Source organism: Pseudoflavonifractor sp. An184 (genome assembly GCF_002160305.1).
Taxonomy (GTDB): domain Bacteria; phylum Bacillota; class Clostridia; order Oscillospirales; family Oscillospiraceae; genus Lawsonibacter; species Lawsonibacter pullicola.
Window position 1 is genome coordinate 1 of the sequence record NZ_NFKI01000022.1, and the last position, 21,708, is coordinate 21,708.

A 21,708-nucleotide genomic window follows, 5' to 3' on the forward strand; every position below is an offset into this window, starting at 1 on the left:
CGGCGGCAAAGGAACCAAAACGCCGCCGGGGACGGCTCAGGATGAGCGCTCCGCGCTCATATTCGCCTTTCCCCGGACCCCATTTACGGGGGTTACCCCTTGAACCAGGCAAAAATTTTCGGCGCGCAAAATCTGAATGATTGGGTGCCATTCCGTCCGGCCCCACTGGGGGCCTGATTGGGAGGAAAATTAGGACTGGTGCAGCTCTATGAATGCGCCTGAGTTTGCCGAACCAACGCTCCCAGTGCGTATGCTGTCGGGCCGGCCTGTGTCCGGCCCCTATGGAAACATAAAAATGCGCCGGGCGGCGGCCCGGCGCATCTCAGCCTAAAATGTCAAACAGGCAGCCCCACACGTAGTCCAGGTCCTCAAACCGCACCTGGGGGGTCAACCGGAACAGGGCCAGCTCCCCCTCCTGGACGGCCCGGACGCCGCACTGCTTCTCCAGGCGCTGGAGTACCTGAGCGGTATCGTGGCCGGGAAAGCGGGCGGTCACAGCGCCCGTCTCCTCATCAGCGGAGACCACCTGGGGCCCGCCGGGGCCGAAGTCCTCCAGCCGGGCCTTTAGATGCCGGGTGAGCCGGGCGATGCGGGCCGGGTCCCGGTCTCCCCCGGCGGCCCGGGTCAAATCAATCTGTCTCATAGTCTCGTCTCCAACGGGACGCTCACCGCGTAGGACCGGGCCTCCAGCCGCGTCAGCAGCGTGGGGAGCACCCGGGCCGACTCGGTCCCAGCGTCCAGAGTAAGGTAGGCCCGCTGGCTGCCGGCCGGGATGGCGCGGATGACCGCGTTGGCGTGGGAGCTGGCTCCCGTCCCCGCCTCGGGGATGGCGGACGCCGTCTCATCCCAGCAGACCCAGCCCTCCGCCTCCAGGGCGGACCGCTGACGCTCAGGCACCAGAGCCAGGGTGGTACGGGTGTAGCCCACCCGCTCCAGGACCTGGCCGCCCTCCTCCAGCAGCTGGCGGGTGGCGGCCAGGGAGCTCCCCTCCGCCAGCAGCCCCACGCTGTGGCCGCTGCCCAGAATGCGGTAGAGCAGATCGTCCTGCCGCTCCAGCTCCTCCGCCGGGAAGAAAAACACTGCGGCCCGGTTTCTCTCGTCCAGTATGTCCAGAATATCGCTGAGCCCCTGGTCATCGTCGCATCGGAAGGCCAGATAGACCGGAATGCTGTCTGCTGTGTCCGGCTCCTCCTCAATGGGCAGGTCGTTGGTCTCCGTCTCCCCGCTGCCGCCGGTGGGGGGGCGGACGCCGGGCGTGGCCGTGCTCTGGTTGGCCTGGTTGTACGACCGCAGCTCGCGGGAGATGGAGAGGGTAGCCGCCTCCACAAAATCAGGGTCGCTGAGCACCACGGAGTTGTCTTTGATTCGGACAATATAGCCCTCGTCAATAGAGATCACGGAGTAGCTCAGGCCGAAAAAGCTGCATACCAGAGCCACCGGCACAAAGACCTGCCCGTTGCGGAGAATGGCCCGGCCGTTGAGGTACTCCCCGGTCAGGGCATTGTAGCTGGTGTTGTTGTTCATGTTGAAGGTAAGGAACTGCCGGGTGTTGAACAATGTGGCCATGCCGGAGCTTCGGTTGTAGCTGAAGGAGATATCAAAGCCGATGCGGGCGGTGTTGCTGCCGTCAAACGCAGAATAATGGACATAGAGCACGCCCCCCGACCAGGTGGGCATGGTGCTGTCGCTGAGGCTCACCACACTGTCGTTGAGGACGGTAAAATAGATGTCTCCGGCGGCGGAGACCGGCCCGGACAGGCTCAGAGCCAGGGCCAGGGCGCACACCAGCGCCAGCAGCCGGCGCAGTCGGCGTTTCATGGAAATAGGTCCCTCCTCTCGGTGGGGTATGGACAGGTTCAGGGCTGTCCCCGGTTGATCTCCCGCACGTCGGTGCGGCCCATCAGATAGTCCAAACTCACGCCGAAGTAGTCGGCGATGGCCACCAGGCCGGGGACCTCGGGATAGCCCTCATTGTATTCGTATTGTTGATAACCACGCAGCTTTAATCCACAGATCTCCGCCATTTCCCGCTGTTTTAAACCGCGTTCCCGGCGGAGCTCCCGGAGGCGTTCAGAAAAATTTGCCATAATTACCTCCCGCCCCTTGACATGCGTATTAAACGCGTATATTATAAAGAAAACGCGTAATAAACGCATATTGGAGGGCAGTGTTATGAACGGAGCTATTGAATCGCTTTTTTGCAGTAATCCAGACTTGTCCCACCAGATCTATACATACTGCAAGACCAATCCGGAATTTATGGAGGCCGAGGCGGAGTACGACGCCCTGCTCCAGTCCCTGGAGCAGACCCTGGGCTACGCCCGGATGCAGGAGATCGAGGACTGCTTCCTGCGCTACTCCGCCCGGCTGGTACAAGCCTATTATCTCTTCGGCCTGGGCCTGCGTCAAGAGGTTCTTTGGGCGCTGGGGCGGGAATGATTGGATGGGGCGTTTTATAGCAGGGTTCCGCCCCTCTCCCCTCTCAGCCTTCCCCCTCTTTCGCAGGGGCCGGACACTGGCCGGCCCGTCGAGGAGCTTCTGTCATTCCGGAGCCCACCCTCATCCGCCCCCTTCGGGGGCACCTGTCCCTATCCCCTCTGTCGCTGCGCGACATCTCCCCTTGATAAGGGGAGTCGGCCCCCTTGGAGGGGGAAGGCTTGCGGGCGGCTGACAGCCGCCCCTGCAAAGGGGACCGAAACCTGATTCCGTATCCATCCCGGGCGACCGCTAGGGCCGCCCCTGCGGCTTTACGGAAGCCTTGCCTGAAATCTGGCGGGCGGGTGCTGAGTCTCTCCCTCCTATTCGCAGGGGCCGGTCCCAGACCGGCCCGCGGGCGCACACTGTGCGCCCCTACGGCGGAAAACGGACCAGGAGCGTTGGTTCGGAAACCCAGGCGCAGACGCGGGACCGCAGCAGCTTCGATTTTCTCAAAACACAGGCCCCCAGTGGGGCCGGACGGGACCGCACCCAAGCACTCCTGATTCCGCGCGCCGGAAGGATTCTGCCCACCCCAAGGGGTAACCCCCGTAAATGGGGTCCGGGGCCGACTCCCCCTGTCAGGGGGAGATGTCGCGTAGCGACAGAGGGGATAGGGTGGGCGACTATGAGCACGAAGTGCTCATCTGGAGCCGTCCCCGGCGGCGTTTTGGTTCCTTTGCCGCCGCGGGCAAAGGAACTCGCCGCCCGCAGGCGGCGAAATCCCCCTGCGTACAACGAACCAATCCGAAATCTGTCCCCTCATCCGTCACGCTTCGCGTGACACCTTCCCCCAGGGGGAAGGCTTATAAAGAGCAGGCGGCGAACCGCCAAAAATCAGGGCTTCTTTTTATTCCTCCGCTCCTCATCCACCTCATAGGCCTTGATGATCCGCTGCACCAGGGCGTGTCGGACCACGTCGGACTCGGTGAGGCGCATGATGGCGACATCCTCCACGCCCTTGAGCACCCGCATGGCCTCCTTCAGGCCGGAGACCTTGTCCGCCGGCAGGTCGATCTGGGTGATATCGCCGGTGATGACGATTTTCGACCCGAAGCCCAGACGGGTGAGGAACATTTTCATCTGCTCCCGGGAGGTATTCTGTGCCTCGTCCAAAATGATAAAGGAGTCGTCCAGGGTGCGGCCCCGCATATAGGCCAGGGGGGCCACCTCGATGTTGCCCCGCTCCAGGTACTTCTGATAGGTCTCCGGGCCCAGCATGTCAAACAGGGCGTCGTACAGAGGCCGCAGGTAGGGGTCCACCTTGGACTGGAGGTCGCCGGGCAGGAAGCCCAGCCGCTCTCCCGCCTCCACCGCCGGGCGGGTGAGGATGATCCGGTTGACCTCCTTGGAGCGGAAGGCGGCCACGGCGGCGGCCACCGCCAGATAGGTCTTGCCGGTGCCGGCGGGGCCCACCCCCAGGGTGACCACATTCTTTTTGATCGCGTCAATATACTTCTTCTGGCCCAGGGTCTTGGCCTTGATGGGCTTGCCCTTGGCGGTGATGCACAGCACGTCGGCGGCCAGGTGCTGGACCTGCTCCTCCTGCCCGGTCCGGACCAGCTGGAGCACATAGCGCACGTTCTGCTCCTGGATGGGCTCGCCCCGGGCGGCCAGGGCCATCAGGTTCTCAATGGCCTTTACGGCGTACATCACCTGCTCCGGGTCCTCCCCGGACACCTTCAGCTGGGAGTCCCGGCTCACCACCGAGACCCCCAGCTCATGTTCGATCAGACGGATATTCTCGTCAAAGGAGCCAAAGACGCTGATGGCGTCCTCCAGACGCTCCAGGTTGATGCTTAATTCTGTCATTGGTATTGGTTCTCCTACTCCGCCGGGGTCTCCCCCGGGAACTCGCGGGTACTGGGGATCTCCACGCCGATCTCCTCCCGGCACTCCGCGGTCAGCGTCACACGCAGCTGCCCCTCCGACACCCGGGCGGTATAGCTGGCGTCGATCACCTGGCCGTCCTCCCCGATCTGTTCCAGCAGATAGGAGAACAGCCGGTCCTCCAGCAGGGCCTGGGCGGCCTCCGGGTCCACCGAGACGGTTTCGGTTTCATAGGCGCGGTATTGCTCCGCCGTAAGCATCATAGGCAGGCTCCGCCCTCCCGGCAGGGTCAGCTGGTGTACCGTGGTTATTTTATCATATCCATCCCCGGGAATGCTACTGTTTTTATAAAAATCCACCCCAAAGTCCAGACAGCGCAGGGACCAGAGGGTGCGCTCCTCCCCGGTGTACCGCTTCACCCGGGCCTCCAGGGGGATGGCCGCCTCAAAGGTCCGCCAGGTGCGGGCGAACACCCGCCCCCGGGCGTGGACGGGGTAGTACCGCACCGGCTGGTCGCTGTACCGGGGCGGCTGGATGGAGATGAGGCCGGAGATGAGCACTTCCCCCCTGGCCACCGTGTCCCCCTCCTGGACGGCGGCCTCCCCCGCCAGGGGCTCCACCTGGGTGATGATGCCGTCCGCCTCGGAGATCACGTCGTAGAACCCCTCGTCGTCCACGATCTCCGGGGACTCCACCGCCTCCCGCACCACCACCTCCAGCCGGGTGCCGTACAGGTTGATGGACATCCAGGACAGCTCCTCCAGCCCCCGCAGGGCCCGCTGGGCGATGGCCTTCCGGTCCAGGGCGGGGCCGTACACCCCGGGGCGCACCCCCTCCAGCCGCAGCTGGGAGAGGATGCGGGCGGTGGGCACCGTCTCATTTCCAGTCACGTCGATGGTGAGCACAAATTTTGACAGGACGCACACCGCCAGCAGGGAGAGGGCCAGCCCGATGAGAAAGGCGTACCGCCGGCGGAACCGCCCCAGGAAATCCGGCAGCCCCCGCCGGCCCTCCACGGAGATCTCGCACCCCGCCCGCTGGGCCAGCTTTTTCACCAGGGAGAGCTTGTGCCGGAAGGTGGTCAGGCGTAAGGTGTGCTCATCCCTCCACTCCACCCCCCAGCAGGGCGCCCCCTCCTGGGCGCACAGGTTCAAAAGCCGCTCCGGGAACAGGCCCCGGGCCGTCAGGGTCACCGTCCCCCGCACATAGTTCATGGCCCGCTTCATCGCCGCCCCCCTAAGTCAGCTCGACGCCGGCGATGCGCCCGGTGATGAGCAGCTCCATGCCGGTCATGGCCCGCAGCTCCAGCCCCTCGCCGGTCACCTTCACCACATAGCTCCCGCCGCTGATGTGGATTTCCCGGTCCCCATAGGCCAGGATGCCCTTGTGGTGCTCCATGCGCAGCTCCCCCGTCCCCACCAGCTCCAGCCGGGGCACCCCGGCCACCACGTCCGCCGGCAGGTCAAAGAACTGGGCGGTGCGCTCCAGCAGTCCCTCGCGCCTCCCTTTGGTCCCCATACCATCACCCTTTCCCGCTATGTCTATGCGGAAACGGGCGCGAACATGCGGGGGCGGACGGGTTCTCCCGGAAGAAGATCTCCTTCCCTCCTCCGGCTCAGTCCTCCGGCATGGGGGCGTACTGGATTTTCAGCGTCATGCCCTGGTGCCACACCCCGGCGCTGCGGGTGATGGCCAGGCGCTGGTCCTCGCCGAAGCCGATGGTCTCCCCGTCCTGGAGGGCCACTCCGTTTTCCAGCACATAGTCGGCGATGTCCAGCAGGAAGCCCCGCAGGTCCCCGGGCTCCGCGCCGGCGTCCAGCACCTCCATCTCGTCCCGGCCGAAGGCGCGCATGCCATCGGTGTAGGCGCACAGGCCCCCCTCCCGGCGGTAGAGGCCGGGCCAGACCAGGTTCAGCAGGGGCAGGCTCCCGTCCTCCATCATCCCCGCCGCCCCCTCATAGAACTCCGGCTGATAGACCGTGCCGTTGGCGTAGACCCCCAGCACCCCCGCCTGCCGGCAGGCGGCGCACACCAGCTTCACCTGGAGCCGGGCCGCCTCCAGGGGGTCCTCCTCCCCGGCCAGGACGGAGACCAGGAGCTGGCCCCGGTGCCGCCGGGCCGTCTCCTGAGCCTCGGGCCACAGGTAATTGTGAGCGGCGTTCTCCTCGGCCTCCCCGTGGGGCACCGGGAAGGGGTAGAGGTGGACGGCCGCCGTCATGCCGTCTGCCTCAAACACCAGGGCGCCCTCCCCATCTTCGCCGCCGGTCTCCCGGGTGAAGCAGGGGATGCCCCACAGGTCCCGCAGGTCCCGCTTGAACTGCTCCCCGTCCCACTCCGGCTGCTCCAGCAGGACGAAGGCCAGGAAGGCGCCCCCCTCCGGCTGTTCCAGGGCCATCTGGTCCTCGCTCAGGGAGAAATCGGGCTCGAAGCGGACCACCTGGCTCTCCTCCCGCCGGTAGATCAGGCCGATCTTCCGGTCCAGGCCGATGGAGAACCGGTCCAGCTCCAGCCCCTCGGTGCCCAGGCCCGCCCGGGCGGACAGGAAGGTCCTCCCCCGGCGCTCCAGCTCGGGCAGGCGGCGGACCAGGGCCTGGAACCAGAGGGCGGGCAGCTTGGACAGGGCGGCCTCGTTGCCAAAGAAGCGGCCGGTGACGGTCCGCTCCCCATAGGGGATGGCGAAGGTGCAGTAGGGGGCGTCCGCCTCCCACTCCGTAGGGGCCAGGGCCGCCCGGATGGCCGCCAGATTTTCCCGGTCGCAGAGGATGTGGGAGATGGAGCGGCGCTTGTCCGCCTCCCCCTCGTCCAGCCCCTCCTGGAGCCGCCGGTCGCACTCCGGGTCGATCCAGTGGAACTCCATCTCCTCCAGGTTCCGGCCCTCCAGAATCTCCCGGCGGAGGGTGGTGAACTCATAGTCCCCGGGCTCCAGCTCCAGCCCCCGGTCCACCGCCGCCAGGGCCTCCTGCTGTTTTCCGAAGTGGCTGAGAAGCTTGGCGTACTGGAGGTAGCCCCACACGTAGCCCGGGTCCAGCTCCACACCCTTCCGGGCGTAGACCAGGGCCTCCTCCAGCCGGGAACAGTAGGTCAGAGCACAGGCATACCGGTAGTACCAGATGCCGCTCCCGGCTGCCTCCGCCGCCTGTTCCGAATCGGACATCCAGTCCGCCGCCCGGTAGTAGTACTCGTACTCGTCCACATTGTTGCAGGCGTAGGAGTACCACAGGGCCACCTCCAGGTCGGCCCTGGCCTGGGCCGCGGAGAAGCGGCCCTCCCGGACCCCGGCCCGGATGGTCTCCTCCAGGTAGGACAGCATTTTATAGAAGTAGCCGGACGGCCCCTCGCACATCCCCTCCAGCTCCTCCACGTCCTCCGGGGTCAGCACGATCCCCTCCCCGCCCTGTACGGCGATCCAGCGGCGGCAGTCGTCGATGAAAAATCGAATTTCCTCCTCCGTGTTATACTGAGGGCCGTCCCCCGGGTGGAGCTCCAGGGCTTTTTGGAAATAGCCCAGGGCCTGTTCCTCCTGGTCCAGATAGTAGTGAGCGTAGCCCATGCGGAAGTTCCAGCTGTACTCCCCCTCCATGGCTGCCCTGTGAGACTCCATCAGCCCGATTGCCCGCTGAAACAGCGCCCGGCCCTCCGGCGTGCCGGGGTCCCCCTGGTTGTTGCAGGCCCGGGCCAGTTCCAGATCCTGCTCCGGAGTGCGCTCTCCCTCCGGAATGGCCTCCAGGGCGTCAATGATCTTCTGATACTCGTCGTTCTCATGCCAGATCCGGCACTGCTCCAGCAGCTCCATAGGGGCGTCCTCCTCGAATCATCTCTTTTTTCCATCCGCACGCCCGGGACCGTCCCGCCGCCGGGCGCGCCGTATCACCTCCAGTATAATACAGCGCCCCGCCCTTGACAAATGTATTTTCCGGACTTTTTGCGGGCTTTACCTTTCCGGCCCAGTTGTGCTATAATGCTCTCCACCACCGTGAAAGATTTAAAAACGTGAGGTTTCTGCCATGGAAAAGCTGTATGAGGAAAACCCGTTTCTCACCCGGTTCACCGCCCGGGTGCGCTCCTGCGCCCAGGGCAGGAGGGGGTGGGACGTGATTCTGGACCAGACCGCCTTCTACCCCGAGGGGGGCGGCCAGCCCTATGACCTGGGCGTCCTGGGCGGGGTCCAGGTGCTGGAGGTCCACGAGCGGGAGGGCCATGTGGTCCACACCTGCTCCGCCCCCCTGGAGGTTGGGAGCGCCGTGGAGGGGCAGATCGACTGGGCCCGCCGCTTCGACCTGATGCAGCACCACTCCGGGGAGCACATCGTCTCCGGCCTGGCCCACAGCATGTACGGCTGCGACAATATGGGCTTCCACATGGGGGCCGACGTGATCACCATTGATCTCAGTGTGGAGCTCACCCAGGACCAGGTGCGGGAGTTGGAGGCGGCGGCCAACCGGTACATCTGGGAGGACCGCCCGGTCCAGATCACCTACCCCTCCCCGGAGGAGCTGGCCCATCTGGAGTACCGGAGCAAAAAGGCCATTGAGGGGCAGGTGCGCATCGTCTCCTTCCCCGGGGCGGACACCTGCGCCTGCTGCGGCACCCACGTGTCCTCCTCCGGCCAGGTTGGGCTGGTGAAGCTGCTCTCCTGCCAAAAATTCCGCTCCGGCGTGCGCATCGAGCTGGTGTGCGGCGGCCGGGCCTTCGCCCATCTGTCCAAAGTATGGGAGCAGAACCGCCAGATCTCCAACCTCACCTCCGCCAAGCTGCTGGAGACCGCCCCGGCGGTGGAGCGGCTGCTGGGGGAGAACCAGGCCCTCAAGTCCCGCATCCTCACCCTGGAGGACGCCCATTTTGCCGCCCTGGCCCAACAGTACCAGGGTGCGGGGGACGTGGTCCTCTTTGAGGAGGATTTGAAGCCGGACGGCCTGCGCCGTCTCACCGCCGCCGTCCAGGCGGCCTGCGGCGGCCGTTGCGCCTGCTTCTCCGGCCGGGACGGCCAGGGGTACCAGTACGCCATCGGCCAGCCGGGGGGCGAGCTGCGCCCTCTGGTCAAGGAGCTGAATCAGGCCCTCCAGGGCCGGGGCGGCGGCAAGCCCGACTTCGTCCAGGGGTCCGTGGCCGCCGGCCGGGCGGAGATCGAGTATTTCTTTCAGACGCACACCCCATAAGGACACCGGCCGCATATCCGGGGGCGCGCTGCGCGCCTCTCCTGAACCACGTCATACTACATAAGGAGCTTTTATGGAATACACACTCTACCAACTGCTCTGGTTCTTTCTGGTCTACTCGTTCCTGGGCTGGCTGATGGAGACCGCCGCCGCGGCGGCGAAAAAGGGCAAGCTGCTCAACCGCGGCTTTCTGAACGCCCCCTTCTCCCCCGTTTACGGCGAGGCCGCCGTGCTGTTCGCCGTGTTCCTCCCAGAGCTGAAAAGCGCCCCCTTCTTCCTGTTTGTGGGCGGCATGCTGCTGGCCACCGCCCTGGAGCTGGTCACCGGCGCCCTGCTGGAGCGCATTTTTGGGCAGAAGTGGTGGGACTACTCCCAGGAGCCCTGGAACTTCAACGGCCACATCTGTCTGAAATACTCCCTGGTTTGGGGCGTTCTGGCCCTGTTCTGCCTGTTTTTGGGCAACCCCCTTCTGGTAACCCTCACCAACTGGATTCCCCAGTCGGTGGGACGGATCATCGCCGTCGCGGTGCTGATCCTGCTGGCGGCGGACTTTGCCGGTTCGGGCGCCGCGCTGCTCCAGCTCAACGGCAGCCTGAAGGAGCCCAGCGAGGTCTCCCGGCGGTGGCGGGCGGTGTCCAACGCCCTGGACAACGCGGTCACCCGGTACATCCAGCGTCGTATGGCCCGGGCCTACCCCAGCCTGGACAAGGAGCGCCTGAAGCGGGAGCGGTACAAAGAGAAGGTCCGCGCCCAGGTGTTCGCCCAGGGCTGCGGCTTCTACAAGCTAACCTGGATCTTTGTGATCGCCGCCCTGCTGGGCGACCTCTTCGAGACCGTCTTCTGCCGCTTCTCCATGGGGGAGTGGCAGAGCCGCAGCAGCCTGCTCTACGGCCCCTTCTCCATCGTGTGGGGCTTCGGCGCGGTGATCCTCACCGTTCTGCTCTACCGCTACCGGGACCGCCGGGACGGCTTTCTGTTCCTGTTCGGCACCGTGCTGGGGGGCGCCTATGAGTATGGCTGTTCCGTCCTCTCCGAGCTGATGTTCGGCACGGTCTTCTGGGATTACAGCCATATCCCCTTCAACCTGGGCGGCCGGATCAACCTACTCTACTGCTTCTTCTGGGGCATCGCCACGGTGGTGTGGATCAAGGTGCTCTACCCCCGGCTGTCCAATCTGATCGAGCGGCTGCCCATGAAGCCGGGAAAAATCCTCACCTGGCTGCTGGTGGTCCTTATGGTGCTGAACATGGCCGTCTCCGCCCTGGCCTTCGGCCGCTATGTGGAGCGCAGCATGGACGTCCCCGCCCAGAACAGCGTCGCCCGGTTTCTGGACGGCCACTACCCGGATGAGCGCATCGAGCGGGTCTACCCCAGCGCGAAATTTGTGGACTGAGTTTCGGAAAAGTGCTTTCTTCCCCCTCAAGTCCCCACTCTTTTTTCTCTGAATCTTCTGTACATCCGCGGGCGGCCCTTACCGGGCCGCCCGCAGTTTGTCAAAGAACCTCTGTTGAGATGAATCCACTCAAGTTAGGGCGGGGGAGCTCGAGGGGGCGGCAGCCCGCCTCGAATGGAATCAAATGCCCTGAATGGCTTGCTTGGCAAGGCGTTCAGCGAGCGCAGCGAGGACTTTTCCGCCGCGCAGCGGCGGGAAAGTATTGGCATTTTTCAGGCTGTCGGAAAAGTCTTTGGACTTTTTTGACAGCCTGCGGGCGGCCCTCACCGGGCCGCCCGCATTTTCCCGCTACAAAAACCGCTTCATCTCCTGGATGGTCCGCTCCTGGGCCGCCAGCAGGCGGCGGCCCAGCTCCACCAGCGCCGGGTCCGTGTCCCGGGTGCACTGGTGGAGCCGCCGGACCGTCTCCACCGCGCCCCCGGTGCTCTCCCGGATGAGCCGCTCCGCCAGTGTGGAGGTGGAGGGGTCCAGCACCGCCCGCGTCCGGAGGGCGGCCCCCGCCAGGGCCAGGGCGGCGCTCCCCGGCCCCCTCAGCGCCTCCCCGTGCGCTCTGGCATAGGCCTGGGCCCGGGCGGCGATGGTGCGGCACTCCCGCAGCTGGTCCTGGAGGGCCGGCACCATGGCCCGGCTCTGGGGCAGGCCCATGGCCTGGGGCAGCGTGCCCACCCCCATGGCCGCGGTTTTGTGGATAAAGGCCAAAAATGTCCGTTCGTCGTTCACAGCACACCCCTCCTCTCCGGGCTAGATTGTGTCGAAATGGACATATCATACGAGAAAGTTCCGGAATTCAAGGAAGATATAGGCGGAGCAGCCAATCCTCTCTCCCTTGCATCGGACGGCTGTGCGGGAGTATAATAAGTTTGTGAACGACGGCGCTCATGGAGAGCGCCGCCTTGTCTTTTTCAGGAAGGAAGTGCGCGGGGATGGAACCCATACTGAGCGGCCTGCACGAGGAGTGCGGGGTATTCGGCGTCTACGATCCAAAGGGCGGGTGCGCCCAAACCACCTATTACGGGCTGTACGCCCTCCAGCACCGGGGGCAGGAGGCCTGCGGCATCGCGGCCATCAACGGCCGGGAGCAGTCCTTTTACAAGGACGTGGGTCTGGTGAGCGAGGTCTTTGACAAGGAGACCCTGGACAGGCTCAACGGCACCATGGCGGTGGGCCATGTGCGCTACGCCACCACCGGGGCCGGTGAGCGGGAGAACGCCCAGCCCCTGACCATCAAATACGTGAAGGGCACCCTGGCGGTGGTCCACAACGGCAATCTGGTGGGGGTGGACCAGCTCCGCCGGGACTTTGAGTACAAGGGGGCCATCTTCCACACCACCAGCGACTCCGAGCTCATCGCCTACGCCATCGCCCAGGCCCGGCTCCACTGCCGCAGCGTGGAGGACGCGGTGTGCTATGCCGCCCGGAATTTGAAGGGGGCCTTCTCCCTGCTGGTCATGTCCCCCCGGAAACTGATTGCCTGCCGGGACCCCTGGGGCTTCCGCCCCCTGTGCATGGGCCGGAAGGGGGACGCCGTCCTGTTCGCCTCCGAGTCCTGCGCCATCGCCAGCGTGGGGGGCGAGCTGGAGCGGGAGCTGGAGCCCGGGGAGATCGTAGTGGTGGAGGACGGCCAGGTGCGCTCCATCCGGGACAACTGCCGGGGGCTGTCCCACATGTGTATCTTTGAGTATATCTACTTCGCCCGCCCCGACTCGGTGATCGCCGGGCAGTCGGTCCACCAGGCCCGGGTGAACGCGGGAAAGCTCCTGGCTCAGGAGCACCCGGTGGAGGCCGACCTGGTCATCGGGGTGCCCGACTCCGGCCTGGACGCCGCCCAGGGCTACGCCCAGGAGAGCGGCATCCCCTACGGGGTGGGATTTGTGAAAAACCGCTACGTGGGCCGCACCTTCATCACCCCCGACCAGGCCAGCCGGGAGCAGGCGGTGCGCATCAAGCTCGCCGCCCTGGCCAGCGAGGTGGAGGGCAAGCGGGTGGTCATGGTGGACGACTCCATCGTCCGGGGGACCACCAGCCGCCAGATCATCACCCTGCTGCGGGAGGCGGGGGCCAAAGAGGTCCATATGCGTATCTCCGCGCCCCCCTTCGTCTCCCCCTGCTACTTCGGCACCGACATCCCCAACAAGGACCGGCTCATCGCATGCAGCCACACGGTGGAGGAGATCCGGGAGCTCACCGGGGCGGACAGCCTGGGCTACCTCTCCCTGGAGCACCTCCACCAGCTGGCCCCCGACGCCCGGTGCGGCTTCTGCGACGGCTGCTTCACCGAGCGCTACCCCATTCCGGTCTGACGGGCCGGCATACAAAAAACGCCCGCATTCCACATGCGGGCGTTTTTTGTGCAAAAGGAGACTCCGTCCCTCGTGGAACGGAGTATCACACCGTAAGCCAATTTGTATGTAATCTTTGTGATCTTGTCCGCCGGCTCACTCGCTGGCCAGCGCCTCCTGAAGGGCCTTGATGCACTTGGGACAGATATTTTTCCCGTGGTAGACGATCACGTCCTTGGCGTCGTCGCAGAAGATACAGGCGGGCTGATACTTCTTCAACACGATGGCAGGACCATCCATGTAAATTTCCAGGGAATCCTTCTCCGCAATGTCCAGGGTGCGGCGCAGCTCAATCGGGAGTACGATACGGCCTAATTCGTCCACTTTTCGCACAATACCGGTAGATTTCAAGTTAAACCATCCTTTCCTTGTCGCCAGTCGTCAATGAGAGAACCATCGAGACGGCACGGAATCTGTAAAAGAATACCGAAAACGGCAAATCTAATTATACTACAAAGATTGATTCTGTCAACCACATATGTGAAAATATTGCAAAAACCGACAAATTATTTCTTATGCTCTCCTTAAATCAAAAAATACCAACAAATTTTGTCGAACGGAATTGGGTATTATTTCCGAAATCACCTCCGTATAAATGGGACGAGAGGGGGGCTGGCCGGATGACGATGGCGTGGATCTGGACGGGAATGGCAGTCCTGTCCATTCTGTGCGGCCTGGCCACGGGCCGGGGGGAGCTGGTGGCCGCCGCCGCGGTGGAGGGGGCTCAGGCGGCGGTGGAGCTGTGCGTGTCCATCACGGGCATGCTGTGCCTTTGGACCGGGGTGATGGAGGTCATGCGCCGCTCCGGTCTGGCGGAGGGGCTGTCCCGGCTGCTGCGGCCGGTGCTGTCTCTCCTGTTTCCCCAGGTGTCCGGGGACCGGGGGGTGATGGACAGCATCTCCGCCAACGTGTCCGCCAATCTGCTGGGGCTGGGCAACGCCGCCACCCCCCTGGGCATTGAGGCGGTGCGGCGGATGGAGCGAAAGAGCCCCGGAACGGCGTCGGACGCCATGTGCATGCTGGTGGTGTGCAACACCGCCTCCATCCAGCTGATCCCCACCACCGTGGCCTCGGTGCGGGCGGCGGCGGGGAGTACGGCCCCCTTCGACATTCTCCCCGCCGTTTGGCTGGCCTCCGCCCTGTCGGTGGGGGTGGGGATCGCCGCCTGCAAGCTCTTCGCCCGGATCTGGAGGGATTGAACTTGGGACTGCTCTTTGCCATGACCGCCCCCCTGATCATCGCCGGCGTGGCCCTGTACGGCGTGGGGCGGGGCGTGGACGTGTACGACGCGCTGATCCACGGGGGCGGGGAGGGGCTGGAGGTCCTCCTGCGCATCGTCCCCTCCCTCATCGCCCTGATGACGGCGGTGTATATGCTCCGGGCCTCCGGAGCCCTGGAGCTGGCCGCTCAGGTCCTGGCCCCCCTGCTGGACCGGGCGGGCGTCCCCGCCCAGCTCCTGCCCCTGATGCTGGTGCGGCCCATCAGCGGCTCCGCCGCCCTGGGGGTGGGGGCGGAGCTCATCCAGTCCTGGGGCCCGGACTCCTACCTGGGCCGGGTGGCGGCGGTGATGCTGGGCTCCACCGAGACCACCTTCTACACCATCGCCGTCTACTTCGGGTCGGTGGGCGTCTCCCGCACCCGGTACGCCATCCCGGCCGCCCTGTGCGCCGACCTCACCGGCTTTCTGGCCGCCGCCTGGGCGGTGCGGCTGTGCTTCGGCACGGGCTGAGAAATTCTCCCTCCAACCATGGGAGAAACTGGGGCCGAAGTTGTACGTTTCCGTGCAAATAGGGCTGCGTTACAGTAACAGTTACAGTTACAGTTACAGTTACAGTAACTGTTACTGTAATAGTCAGAGTAAATGTTATTGTCACTGTTATAGTTACAGTGCCGCCTCCGGCGCGGCGCCCGCGGGGACGCGGGGGAGAGAGAAAGAGTGTTTTTTTGAGGGGCGCGGAAGGACAGCGGCCTCAGGACAAGTTGGAGCAGGAATAACGCACAGGGCGGGGGCATTTGATCCCATTCGAGGCGGGCGGCCGCCCCCTCGAGCTCCCCCGCCAAAACTGAGGCGAGTTCTACTCAACAGCGGTTTTTTGACAAGCTGAGGGAGGGAGCATCGCTAAGCGATGCTCCCTCCCTGTCTTACCGATTCAGAAATTGCTGCTCTTCCGGCAGCCCCGCAGGAAATACATGCACACGCCAGCGGAGTATCGTGTTCTCACGCCGCAGTTTCATCGAACATCACCGCGTCAGCCAGGTCACTGTTGGCAGATTCGATCTCTGGGTCCATCACAGACACGGCGGCATTATACTTTACAAGCTCTTCCCCTGTGACGTCCCAATCGCCGTCGGGACCATCTCCCGTTGGACTCACCATGACCTCCATATCCCGGTACAGAAATCTGATCCAACCCTCCGCGACCGTGTCCGCTCCCAGATACTCATACTCCTCAACCCCGATCAGGGAGAAGAAATCGGCAAAGGACATGTCCTCTTCCATATCTGGAAAAAGGACATTTGCGGTTGTAATGGCGCCGGCGCATTTCAGCTGGTCCCCCAGCTCGTCCATGGCCTTTTCTGCATCACCGCTCTGTGTTCCAAAAAAATAGTAGAAATATTCCGCCCCCGGGTCCCCAAAGCAGATGGCGGCATGATCCGGGAAGCCGTCCAGATTTACTATAAATTCCCCTTCCGGATGCTCGGTTTTTAATTCGCTCAATGTTTTTCCAATGTCATGGAAAAATTCAGGCGTTTGGCCGCTGGGGGATGCGGGTGCGCAGGCGGAACATGCGAAGGACGCAAGCAGAGCTATGGCTGCAAGGGCCGCGTTTCGTTTCATAGGAAGCTCCTTTCTTCGTCGCCGCAAGGCGATTCCTTCTGAACGGTACGATTGTGAGGAATTTCTGAAAACTGGTCTCCAGACAGGTGATACGTGATAAAATAAATTATAGCAGGCGCACAGCAAAAGCGCAAGTTCCGGGAACCGCGCTCCCGATTCGCAGACTGTCAAAAAGGCAGGACCGGGTACGGTCCTGCCTTTCAGCTTGTCGAAAAACCTCTGTTCAGACGAATCCGCCCGAGTGTTGGCGGGGGAGCTCGAGGGGGCGGCAGCCCGCCTCGAGTGGGATCGAATGCCCTGAATGCCTTGCATGGCAAGGCGTTCAGCGAGCGCAGCGAGGACTTTTCCGCCGCGCAGCGGCGGGAAAGTAACGGCATTTTTTCAGGCTGCCGGAAAAGTCTTTAGACTTTTCCGGCAGCCTGAAAGGCAGGACCGTACCCGGTCCTGCCTTTTTCTTTTATTTGTCAGATGGAGCGCTTTAAAAACTCTTGGCCACCTCAACGATGTGCTCGGCGGACAGGCCGAACTGCTTGAGGAGGGCTCCGGCGGGGCCGGAGTGGCCGAACTCGTCGTTGACGCCGATGCGGCGCACGGGGGTGGGCAGCTTCTCGCTCAGCACGCCGCACACGGCCTCGCCCAGGCCGCCCAGGATGTTGTGCTCCTCGCAGGTGATGACCTTGCCGCACTCCTGGGCCGCCTTCAGCACCAGCTCCTCGTCCAGGGGCTTGATGGTGGCCATGTTGATGACCCGGGCGGAGATGCCCTCCTCCTTCAGGGTCTTGGCGGCCTCCAGGGCCTCGGCCACCAGCAGGCCGTTGGCGATGATGGCCACGTCATTTCCTTCGGTGAGCACCTCGCCCTTGCCGATCTGGAACTGGAAGTTCTCCCCGTCGTGGAACACGGGCACGCCGGAGCGGCCGAAGCGCATGTAGACGGGGCCCACATGCTCATAGGCGGCCTTCACCATGGCCTTGGCCTCCACGTCGTCGGCGGGGGACATGACCACCATGCCGGGGATGGAGCGCATCAGGGCGAAGTCCTCGCAGCACTGGTGAGAGGCCCCGTCCTCGCCCACGGAGATGCCGCCGTGGGTGGCGCCGATCTTCACGTTCAGGTGGGGGTAGCCGATGGAGTTGCGCACCTGCTCAAAGGCGCGGCCGGCGGCAAACATGGCGAAGCTGGAGGCAAAGGGCACCAGCCCCATGGCCGCCGCGCCGGCGGCCACCGCCATCATATTGCCCTCGGCGATGCCGCAGTCAAAGTGGCGCTCCGGGAAGGCCTTCTGGAAGGTGCCGGTCTTGGTGGCCCCCGCCAGGTCCGCGTCAAACACAATCAGATCGTCATGCTCCGCGCCCAGCTCCTTCAGGGCGTTGCCGTAGCTGTCCCGGGTCGCGATCTTCTTCACATCCGCCATCTTACATCGCCTCCACTTCCGCCAGCTGAGCGGTAAGCTCATCCATGGCGATCTTGTATTCCTCGTCGTTGGGGGCCTTGCCGTGCCAGCCCGCCTGGTTCTCCATGTAGCTCACGCCCTTGCCCTTGGTGGTCTTCATCACGATGGCAAAGGGCACGCCCTTGGTGGCCTTGGCCTCGGCAAAGGCGGCCTCCATCTGGTCAAAGTCGTGACCGTCGATCTCCTTCACCGCAAAGCCGAAGGCCTTCAGCTTGTCGGGGATGGGGTAGGGGCTCATCACCTTGTCCACGGCGCCGTCGATCTGCAGGCCGTTGTTGTCGATGATGACGCACAGGTTGTCCAGCTTGTAGTGGTGGGCGAACATGAAGGCCTCCCACACCTGGCCCTCCTGGATCTCGCCGTCGCCCAGAAGGGTGTACACCCGGCAGCTCTTGCCCTGGTACTTGGCGGCCAGAGCCATGCCGGCGGCGGCGGAGACGCCCTGGCCCAGAGAGCCGGTGGACATGTCCACGCCGGGGGTCAGGTTCATGTTGGGGTGGCCCTGGAGGTGGCTGCCGATCTGGCGCAGGGTGAGCAGGTCCTCCTCCGGGAAGAAGCCCCGCTGGGCCAGCGCGGCGTACAGGCCGGGGGCGGTGTGGCCCTTGGACAGGACAAAGCGGTCCCGGTCCTCCCACTTGGGGTTCTTGGGGTCCACATTCAGCTCCTTGCAGTACAGGTAGGTGAACAGGTCGGCGGCGGACAGGCTGCCGCCGGGGTGGCCCGCCTTGGCGGCGTGGGTCCCCTTGATGACCCCCATCCGGACCTTACAGGCGGTGGCCATCAGCTGCTTTTTTTCTTCTTTGGTCATGTTTGTATTCCTCCTCTCCGAATCACTCCGCGGCGAAGCGGTACTCGGTGGTCTGCCGGTACTCCGCTCCCGCCGGGAGCACGGTGCTTGGGAAATTGGGGTGGTGGGGCGAATCGGGGTAGTGCTGGGTCTCCAGGCAGAAGCCCCACCGCTTGGCGTAGGGCGCCCCGCCCTTGCCGGCGGGACAGCCGTCTAAGTAGTTGCCCGAGTAGAACTGCACCCCGGGCTGGGTGGTCCAGGTCTCCATGACGACGCCCGTCTCCCGGCTCCAGGCCCGGGCCGCCAGACGGAGGGAGCCGTCCGAACCGTCGATGCACCAGTTGTGGTCATAGCCCCCGGCCATGGTGAGCTGCGGGAAGTCCTCGTCCACCCGCTGTCCGATGGGCAGGCCCTCCCGCAGGTCCATGGGGGTGCCCTCCACCGGAGAGAGCTCCCCGGTGGGGATGGAGCCGGGGACCGTGGGGGTGTAGCGCGAGGCCGCCAGCTGGATGTACTGTCCCGTCACCGGGCCGCTCTGGTGGCCCGACAGATTGAAGTAGGTGTGATTGGTCAGGTTGCACAGGGTGTCCCGGTCGCACTTGGCCCGGTAGCCGATGGTCAGCCCGGCCTCCGTCAGGGTGTAGGTCACCTGGACGGACAGGTTTCCGGGGTAGCCCTCCTGGCCGTCGGGGCTCTGGAGGGACAGGGTGAGGCGGTCCTCCGCCTGCTCCTCCACCGTCCACACCTGTTTGTCAAAGCCCCCGGGGCCGCCGTGGAGGTGGTTCTCCCCGTCGTTGGCCGCCAGAGGGTACTCCGTCCCGTTCAGGGAGAAGGAGGCCCCGCCGATGCGGTTGCCGTACCGGCCGATGAGGGCGCCGATGTACTTGTCCTGCTTCCGGTAGTCCTCCAGGGCGTCAAACCCCAGCACCACGTCCACCGGATTTCCGTCCCGGTCGGGGACGACCAGGGACTGGACCGCCCCGCCGTAGGTGAGGATGCGGCAGGAGAGCTGCCCCTTCTCCAGGGTGACGGCCTCTGCCGCCGTGCCGTCGGGCATGGTCCCAAAGGGGACCCGCGCCTGCTGTTCCATACGCTCCGCGCTCCTTCCAATCAGCCCTGGCCGTAGTAGGCCCCGGGGCCGTGCTTGCGCAGGTAGTGCTTGTCCAGCAGCTCCTGCTGCATGGGGGGCAGGCCGGGGGTGAGGGCCATGGCGTGGAAGGCCATGAACGCTACCTCCTCCAGCACCACCGCGTTGTGCACCGCGTTGTGGGGGTCGGCGCCCCAGGCAAATGGGCCGTGGCTGTGCACCAGCACCGCGGGCACCTGGGCCGGGTCGATCTTCCGGGACTGGAAGGTCTCGATGATCACGTTGCCGGTCTCCAGCTCGTACTTGCCGGCGATCTCCTCCGGGGTCATCTTCCGGGTGCAGGGGATCTCCCCATAGAAGTAGTCCCCCTGGGTGGTGCCGAAGGCGGGAATCCCCTTGCCCGCCTGGGCGAAGGAGGTGGCCCAGCGGCTGTGGGTGTGGACCACTCCGCCCAGCTCCGGGAAGGTCTTGTACAAAATCAGGTGGGTGTCGGTGTCGCTGGAGGGCTTATACTTGCCCTCCACCCGCTCGCCGGTCTCCAGGCTGACCACCACCATGTCCTCGGGCTTCATATCGTCGTACTCCACGCCGGAGGGCTTAATGACCATCAGGCCCTTCTCCCGGTCCACGCCGGACACGTTGCCCCAGGTAAAGGTCACCATCCCGTACTTGGGAAGCAGCAGGTTCGCTTCGCAGACCTCTCGTTTCAGTTCTTCCAACATGATCCGCAATCACTCCTTATCCAATGCTCCAAGGCAAAGCCGCCGGGGAGGGGCTGCCCTCCCCGGCGGCCTCTCTCCATTTTACAGGTTTTTCAGCTTCCAGGCAATATCATTATAGAACAATTCTTTCTTAAAGTCCGCCAGCTTGGTGTCCTTGGTGATATGGACGCACTCGATCTGCATCATCTCGCACCAGTCCTCCATCACCTCGGCGGTGAGGGCGGTGGACAGCACCGTGTGGTGGGCGCCGCCGGCCTCGATCCAGCACTTGACGCCGGTGAGCAGGTCGGGGGCGGGCTTCCACATGACCCGGGCCACGGGCAGGTTGGGCATCTCCAGGATGGGCTTGATGACCTCGATGTCCTGGATGATCATGCGCAGGCGGCCACCCATGTCGATGAGGGAGACCACGATGCCGGGGCCCTCCTTGCCCTCAAACACCAGACGGGCGGGGGGCTGGCGGTCGCCGATGCCCAGGGGGTGGACCTCGATGCGGGGCTTTTCCGCCGCGATGGAGGGGCACACCTCCAGCATGTGGGCCCCCAGAGAGACCTCCTGGCCGGGCTCCAGATCATAGGTGTAGTCCTCCATGAACAGGGTGCCGCCCTCCAGGCCCTGGGCCATCTGCTTCATGATGGCGGTCATGCCGGCCACCTTCCAGTCGCCCTCGCCGCCGTAGCCGATGCCGTCGGCCATCATGTTCTGGCTGGCCAGGCCGGGCAGCTGCTCCATGCCGTACAGGTCCTGGAAGTTGTTGATGAAGGCCTGAGCCCCCTCCCGCTCCAGGATCTTCCGCATGGCCACCTCTTCCTTGGCCTGGTAGCGCACGGTGTCCAGATCGTCGGTGGCGAAGTCGTAGCGGTCCTTGTACTGCGCCATCTGCGCGTCGATCTCCGCCTCGGTGACGGCGTCCATGGTCTCCACCAGATGGCCCACCGGCCAGTAGTCCACCTGCCAGCCCAGCTTGATCTGGGTCTCCACCTTGTCGCCCTCGGTGACGGCCACGTCCCGCATGTTGTCGCCGAAGCGGACGATCCGCAGTTTGTGGGAGAAGGCGTAGCCCACCGCCGCCCGCATCCAGGCGGCCAGCTCGTCCTGCACCGGCTTGTCCTGCCAGTAGCCGGCGATCACCTTCCGGGGCAGGCGCATCCGGGCCCCGATGAAGCCGTGCTCCCGGTCGCCGTGGGCGGCCTGGTTCAGATTCATGAAGTCCATGTCGATCTCCTCGTTGGGGATCTTCCGGTTGTACTGGGTGGCCAGGTGGCAGTAGGGCTTCTGCAGCAGGCCGAAGCCGTGAATCCACATCTTGCTGGGGGAGAAGGTGTGGCACCAGGTGATGACGCCGTAGCAGCTCTCGTCGTAGTTGGCGTCCTTCATCACCTGGGTGATCTCCGCGTCGGTCTTGACGGTGGCCTTGTACACCACCTTGCAGGGCAGGTTTCCGCTCTTGTTCAGGGCGTCCGCCATCTCGGCGGCCCGCTGGGCCACGGTCTCCAGCACCTCGGGGCCGTACAGGAACTGGCTGCCTACCACAAACCAAAATTCGCAATTTTTCATATCCATGGGA

At 64.5% G+C, this 21,708-nt stretch carries 22 protein-coding genes; 7 read left to right on the plus strand and 15 right to left on the minus strand.

What is annotated here, in order from left to right:
• Nucleotides 1-322: 322 nt before the first annotated feature.
• Genes B5F19_RS08795 through B5F19_RS08805 form a run of 3 tightly spaced genes read right to left on the minus strand, consistent with a single transcriptional unit; the run spans nt 323 to nt 2,087 of the window.
• A complete protein-coding gene (locus B5F19_RS08795) occupies nt 323-643 on the minus strand; it encodes a hypothetical protein (protein WP_087289733.1) in 321 nt (106 codons plus the stop codon).
• Entirely contained in the window at nt 640-1,818 is a 1,179-nt protein-coding gene (locus tag B5F19_RS08800; RefSeq protein WP_087289734.1) for a hypothetical protein, read from the minus strand. The genes B5F19_RS08795 and B5F19_RS08800 overlap by 4 nt, the downstream gene beginning before the upstream one ends.
• 38 nt (nt 1,819-1,856) lie before the next feature.
• Nucleotides 1,857-2,087, minus strand: coding sequence for a helix-turn-helix transcriptional regulator (locus B5F19_RS08805; RefSeq protein ID WP_087289735.1), 231 nt, complete (start codon nt 2,085-2,087; stop codon nt 1,857-1,859).
• Nucleotides 2,088-2,172: 85 nt separating this feature from the next.
• On the opposite strand from B5F19_RS08805, the gene B5F19_RS08810 reads away from it, so the two are divergent.
• Complete coding sequence (locus B5F19_RS08810) at nt 2,173-2,439, plus strand: hypothetical protein (protein ID WP_087289736.1); 267 nt, start codon at nt 2,173-2,175, stop codon at nt 2,437-2,439.
• Between the two features lie 873 nt (nt 2,440-3,312).
• Here B5F19_RS08810 and B5F19_RS08815 read toward each other — a convergent pair.
• The 4 genes from B5F19_RS08815 to B5F19_RS08830 all read right to left on the minus strand — a co-directional run bounded on the left by B5F19_RS08815 (nt 3,313) and on the right by B5F19_RS08830 (nt 8,098).
• Nucleotides 3,313-4,287, minus strand: coding sequence for a PhoH family protein (locus tag B5F19_RS08815; RefSeq protein ID WP_087289737.1), 975 nt, complete (start codon nt 4,285-4,287; stop codon nt 3,313-3,315).
• Between the two features lie 14 nt (nt 4,288-4,301).
• Nucleotides 4,302-5,531: a sporulation protein YqfD gene (locus B5F19_RS08820; RefSeq protein WP_087289738.1), complete on the minus strand. Its 1,230-nt coding sequence runs from the start codon at nt 5,529-5,531 to the stop codon at nt 4,302-4,304.
• A gap of 10 nt (nt 5,532-5,541) precedes the next feature.
• Nucleotides 5,542-5,823: a YabP/YqfC family sporulation protein gene (locus tag B5F19_RS08825; RefSeq protein WP_087289739.1), complete on the minus strand. Its 282-nt coding sequence runs from the start codon at nt 5,821-5,823 to the stop codon at nt 5,542-5,544.
• A gap of 97 nt (nt 5,824-5,920) precedes the next feature.
• On the minus strand, nt 5,921-8,098 hold the full coding sequence (locus B5F19_RS08830) for a DUF4261 domain-containing protein (protein WP_087289740.1): 2,178 nt from the start codon (nt 8,096-8,098) through the stop codon (nt 5,921-5,923).
• A 211-nt stretch (nt 8,099-8,309) separates the two neighbouring features.
• Between B5F19_RS08830 and B5F19_RS08835 the strand changes: the two genes are divergently transcribed.
• The 3 genes from B5F19_RS08835 to B5F19_RS18195 all read left to right on the plus strand — a co-directional run bounded on the left by B5F19_RS08835 (nt 8,310) and on the right by B5F19_RS18195 (nt 11,160).
• Nucleotides 8,310-9,461 (plus strand): alanyl-tRNA editing protein, encoded by a 1,152-nt coding sequence (locus B5F19_RS08835; RefSeq protein ID WP_087289741.1) that lies wholly within the window; start codon nt 8,310-8,312, stop codon nt 9,459-9,461.
• A gap of 73 nt (nt 9,462-9,534) precedes the next feature.
• Nucleotides 9,535-10,854 (plus strand): putative ABC transporter permease, encoded by a 1,320-nt coding sequence (locus B5F19_RS08840; RefSeq protein ID WP_087289742.1) that lies wholly within the window; start codon nt 9,535-9,537, stop codon nt 10,852-10,854.
• Nucleotides 10,855-11,028: 174 nt separating this feature from the next.
• Nucleotides 11,029-11,160 carry a hypothetical protein gene (locus B5F19_RS18195; protein WP_255378400.1) on the plus strand — a complete coding sequence of 44 codons (132 nt, stop codon included), beginning with the start codon at nt 11,029-11,031 and terminating at the stop codon, nt 11,158-11,160.
• Between the two features lie 42 nt (nt 11,161-11,202).
• On the opposite strand, the gene B5F19_RS08845 is transcribed toward B5F19_RS18195, so the two are convergent.
• Nucleotides 11,203-11,634 carry a hypothetical protein gene (locus tag B5F19_RS08845; protein WP_087289743.1) on the minus strand — a complete coding sequence of 144 codons (432 nt, stop codon included), beginning with the start codon at nt 11,632-11,634 and terminating at the stop codon, nt 11,203-11,205.
• A 203-nt stretch (nt 11,635-11,837) separates the two neighbouring features.
• On the opposite strand from B5F19_RS08845, the gene purF reads away from it, so the two are divergent.
• Entirely contained in the window at nt 11,838-13,214 is a 1,377-nt protein-coding gene (gene purF, locus B5F19_RS08850; protein ID WP_087289744.1) for an amidophosphoribosyltransferase, read from the plus strand.
• Nucleotides 13,215-13,349: 135 nt separating this feature from the next.
• Here the strand turns inward: purF and B5F19_RS08855 are convergent, their stop codons facing one another.
• The gene (locus B5F19_RS08855) at nt 13,350-13,604 is read right to left on the minus strand and encodes an AbrB/MazE/SpoVT family DNA-binding domain-containing protein (RefSeq protein WP_087289745.1); all 255 of its coding nucleotides are present in this window, start codon (nt 13,602-13,604) and stop codon (nt 13,350-13,352) included.
• Nucleotides 13,605-13,873: 269 nt separating this feature from the next.
• On the opposite strand from B5F19_RS08855, the gene B5F19_RS08860 reads away from it, so the two are divergent.
• Both B5F19_RS08860 and B5F19_RS08865 read left to right on the plus strand, forming a co-directional pair.
• A complete protein-coding gene (locus B5F19_RS08860; RefSeq protein ID WP_087289746.1) occupies nt 13,874-14,452 on the plus strand; it encodes a nucleoside recognition domain-containing protein in 579 nt (192 codons plus the stop codon).
• A 2-nt stretch (nt 14,453-14,454) separates the two neighbouring features.
• Nucleotides 14,455-14,982 carry a nucleoside recognition domain-containing protein gene (locus B5F19_RS08865; protein ID WP_242972758.1) on the plus strand — a complete coding sequence of 176 codons (528 nt, stop codon included), beginning with the start codon at nt 14,455-14,457 and terminating at the stop codon, nt 14,980-14,982.
• A 489-nt stretch (nt 14,983-15,471) separates the two neighbouring features.
• On the opposite strand, the gene B5F19_RS08870 is transcribed toward B5F19_RS08865, so the two are convergent.
• From B5F19_RS08870 to araA, 6 genes are all read right to left on the minus strand, one after another.
• Nucleotides 15,472-15,972 carry a hypothetical protein gene (locus B5F19_RS08870; protein ID WP_242972759.1) on the minus strand — a complete coding sequence of 167 codons (501 nt, stop codon included), beginning with the start codon at nt 15,970-15,972 and terminating at the stop codon, nt 15,472-15,474.
• A 598-nt stretch (nt 15,973-16,570) separates the two neighbouring features.
• On the minus strand, nt 16,571-17,506 hold the full coding sequence (locus B5F19_RS08875) for a transketolase family protein (RefSeq protein ID WP_087289748.1): 936 nt from the start codon (nt 17,504-17,506) through the stop codon (nt 16,571-16,573).
• Nucleotide 17,507: 1 nt separating this feature from the next.
• Complete coding sequence (locus B5F19_RS08880; RefSeq protein ID WP_087289749.1) at nt 17,508-18,353, minus strand: transketolase; 846 nt, start codon at nt 18,351-18,353, stop codon at nt 17,508-17,510.
• 22 nt (nt 18,354-18,375) lie between these two features.
• Nucleotides 18,376-19,422: an aldose epimerase family protein gene (locus B5F19_RS08885; protein WP_087289750.1), complete on the minus strand. Its 1,047-nt coding sequence runs from the start codon at nt 19,420-19,422 to the stop codon at nt 18,376-18,378.
• A 20-nt stretch (nt 19,423-19,442) separates the two neighbouring features.
• Nucleotides 19,443-20,141 (minus strand): L-ribulose-5-phosphate 4-epimerase, encoded by a 699-nt coding sequence (gene araD, locus B5F19_RS08890; RefSeq protein WP_087289751.1) that lies wholly within the window; start codon nt 20,139-20,141, stop codon nt 19,443-19,445.
• Between the two features lie 81 nt (nt 20,142-20,222).
• Nucleotides 20,223-21,704, minus strand: a complete 1,482-nt coding sequence (araA, locus tag B5F19_RS08895; RefSeq protein WP_087289752.1) for an L-arabinose isomerase — start codon at nt 21,702-21,704, stop codon at nt 20,223-20,225.
• Nucleotides 21,705-21,708 lie beyond the last annotated feature (4 nt).

Coding starts and splice junctions, on each gene's coding strand:
- B5F19_RS08800 (WP_087289734.1), bottom strand. CDS start 1,818: ATGAAACGCCGACTGCGCCGGCTGCTGGCGCTGGTGTGCGCCCTGGCC.
- araA (WP_087289752.1), bottom strand. CDS start 21,704: ATGGATATGAAAAATTGCGAATTTTGGTTTGTGGTAGGCAGCCAGTTC.
- B5F19_RS08795 (WP_087289733.1), bottom strand. CDS start 643: ATGAGACAGATTGATTTGACCCGGGCCGCCGGGGGAGACCGGGACCCG.
- B5F19_RS08840 (WP_087289742.1), top strand. CDS start 9,535: ATGGAATACACACTCTACCAACTGCTCTGGTTCTTTCTGGTCTACTCG.
- B5F19_RS08860 (WP_087289746.1), top strand. CDS start 13,874: ATGACGATGGCGTGGATCTGGACGGGAATGGCAGTCCTGTCCATTCTG.
- B5F19_RS08810 (WP_087289736.1), top strand. CDS start 2,173: ATGAACGGAGCTATTGAATCGCTTTTTTGCAGTAATCCAGACTTGTCC.
- B5F19_RS08835 (WP_087289741.1), top strand. CDS start 8,310: ATGGAAAAGCTGTATGAGGAAAACCCGTTTCTCACCCGGTTCACCGCC.
- purF (WP_087289744.1), top strand. CDS start 11,838: ATGGAACCCATACTGAGCGGCCTGCACGAGGAGTGCGGGGTATTCGGC.
- B5F19_RS08880 (WP_087289749.1), bottom strand. CDS start 18,353: ATGACCAAAGAAGAAAAAAAGCAGCTGATGGCCACCGCCTGTAAGGTC.
- B5F19_RS08815 (WP_087289737.1), bottom strand. CDS start 4,287: ATGACAGAATTAAGCATCAACCTGGAGCGTCTGGAGGACGCCATCAGC.
- B5F19_RS08825 (WP_087289739.1), bottom strand. CDS start 5,823: ATGGGGACCAAAGGGAGGCGCGAGGGACTGCTGGAGCGCACCGCCCAG.
- B5F19_RS08830 (WP_087289740.1), bottom strand. CDS start 8,098: ATGGAGCTGCTGGAGCAGTGCCGGATCTGGCATGAGAACGACGAGTAT.
- B5F19_RS08885 (WP_087289750.1), bottom strand. CDS start 19,422: ATGGAACAGCAGGCGCGGGTCCCCTTTGGGACCATGCCCGACGGCACG.
- araD (WP_087289751.1), bottom strand. CDS start 20,141: ATGTTGGAAGAACTGAAACGAGAGGTCTGCGAAGCGAACCTGCTGCTT.
- B5F19_RS18195 (WP_255378400.1), top strand. CDS start 11,029: ATGGAATCAAATGCCCTGAATGGCTTGCTTGGCAAGGCGTTCAGCGAG.
- B5F19_RS08875 (WP_087289748.1), bottom strand. CDS start 17,506: ATGGCGGATGTGAAGAAGATCGCGACCCGGGACAGCTACGGCAACGCC.
- B5F19_RS08820 (WP_087289738.1), bottom strand. CDS start 5,531: ATGAAGCGGGCCATGAACTATGTGCGGGGGACGGTGACCCTGACGGCC.
- B5F19_RS08805 (WP_087289735.1), bottom strand. CDS start 2,087: ATGGCAAATTTTTCTGAACGCCTCCGGGAGCTCCGCCGGGAACGCGGT.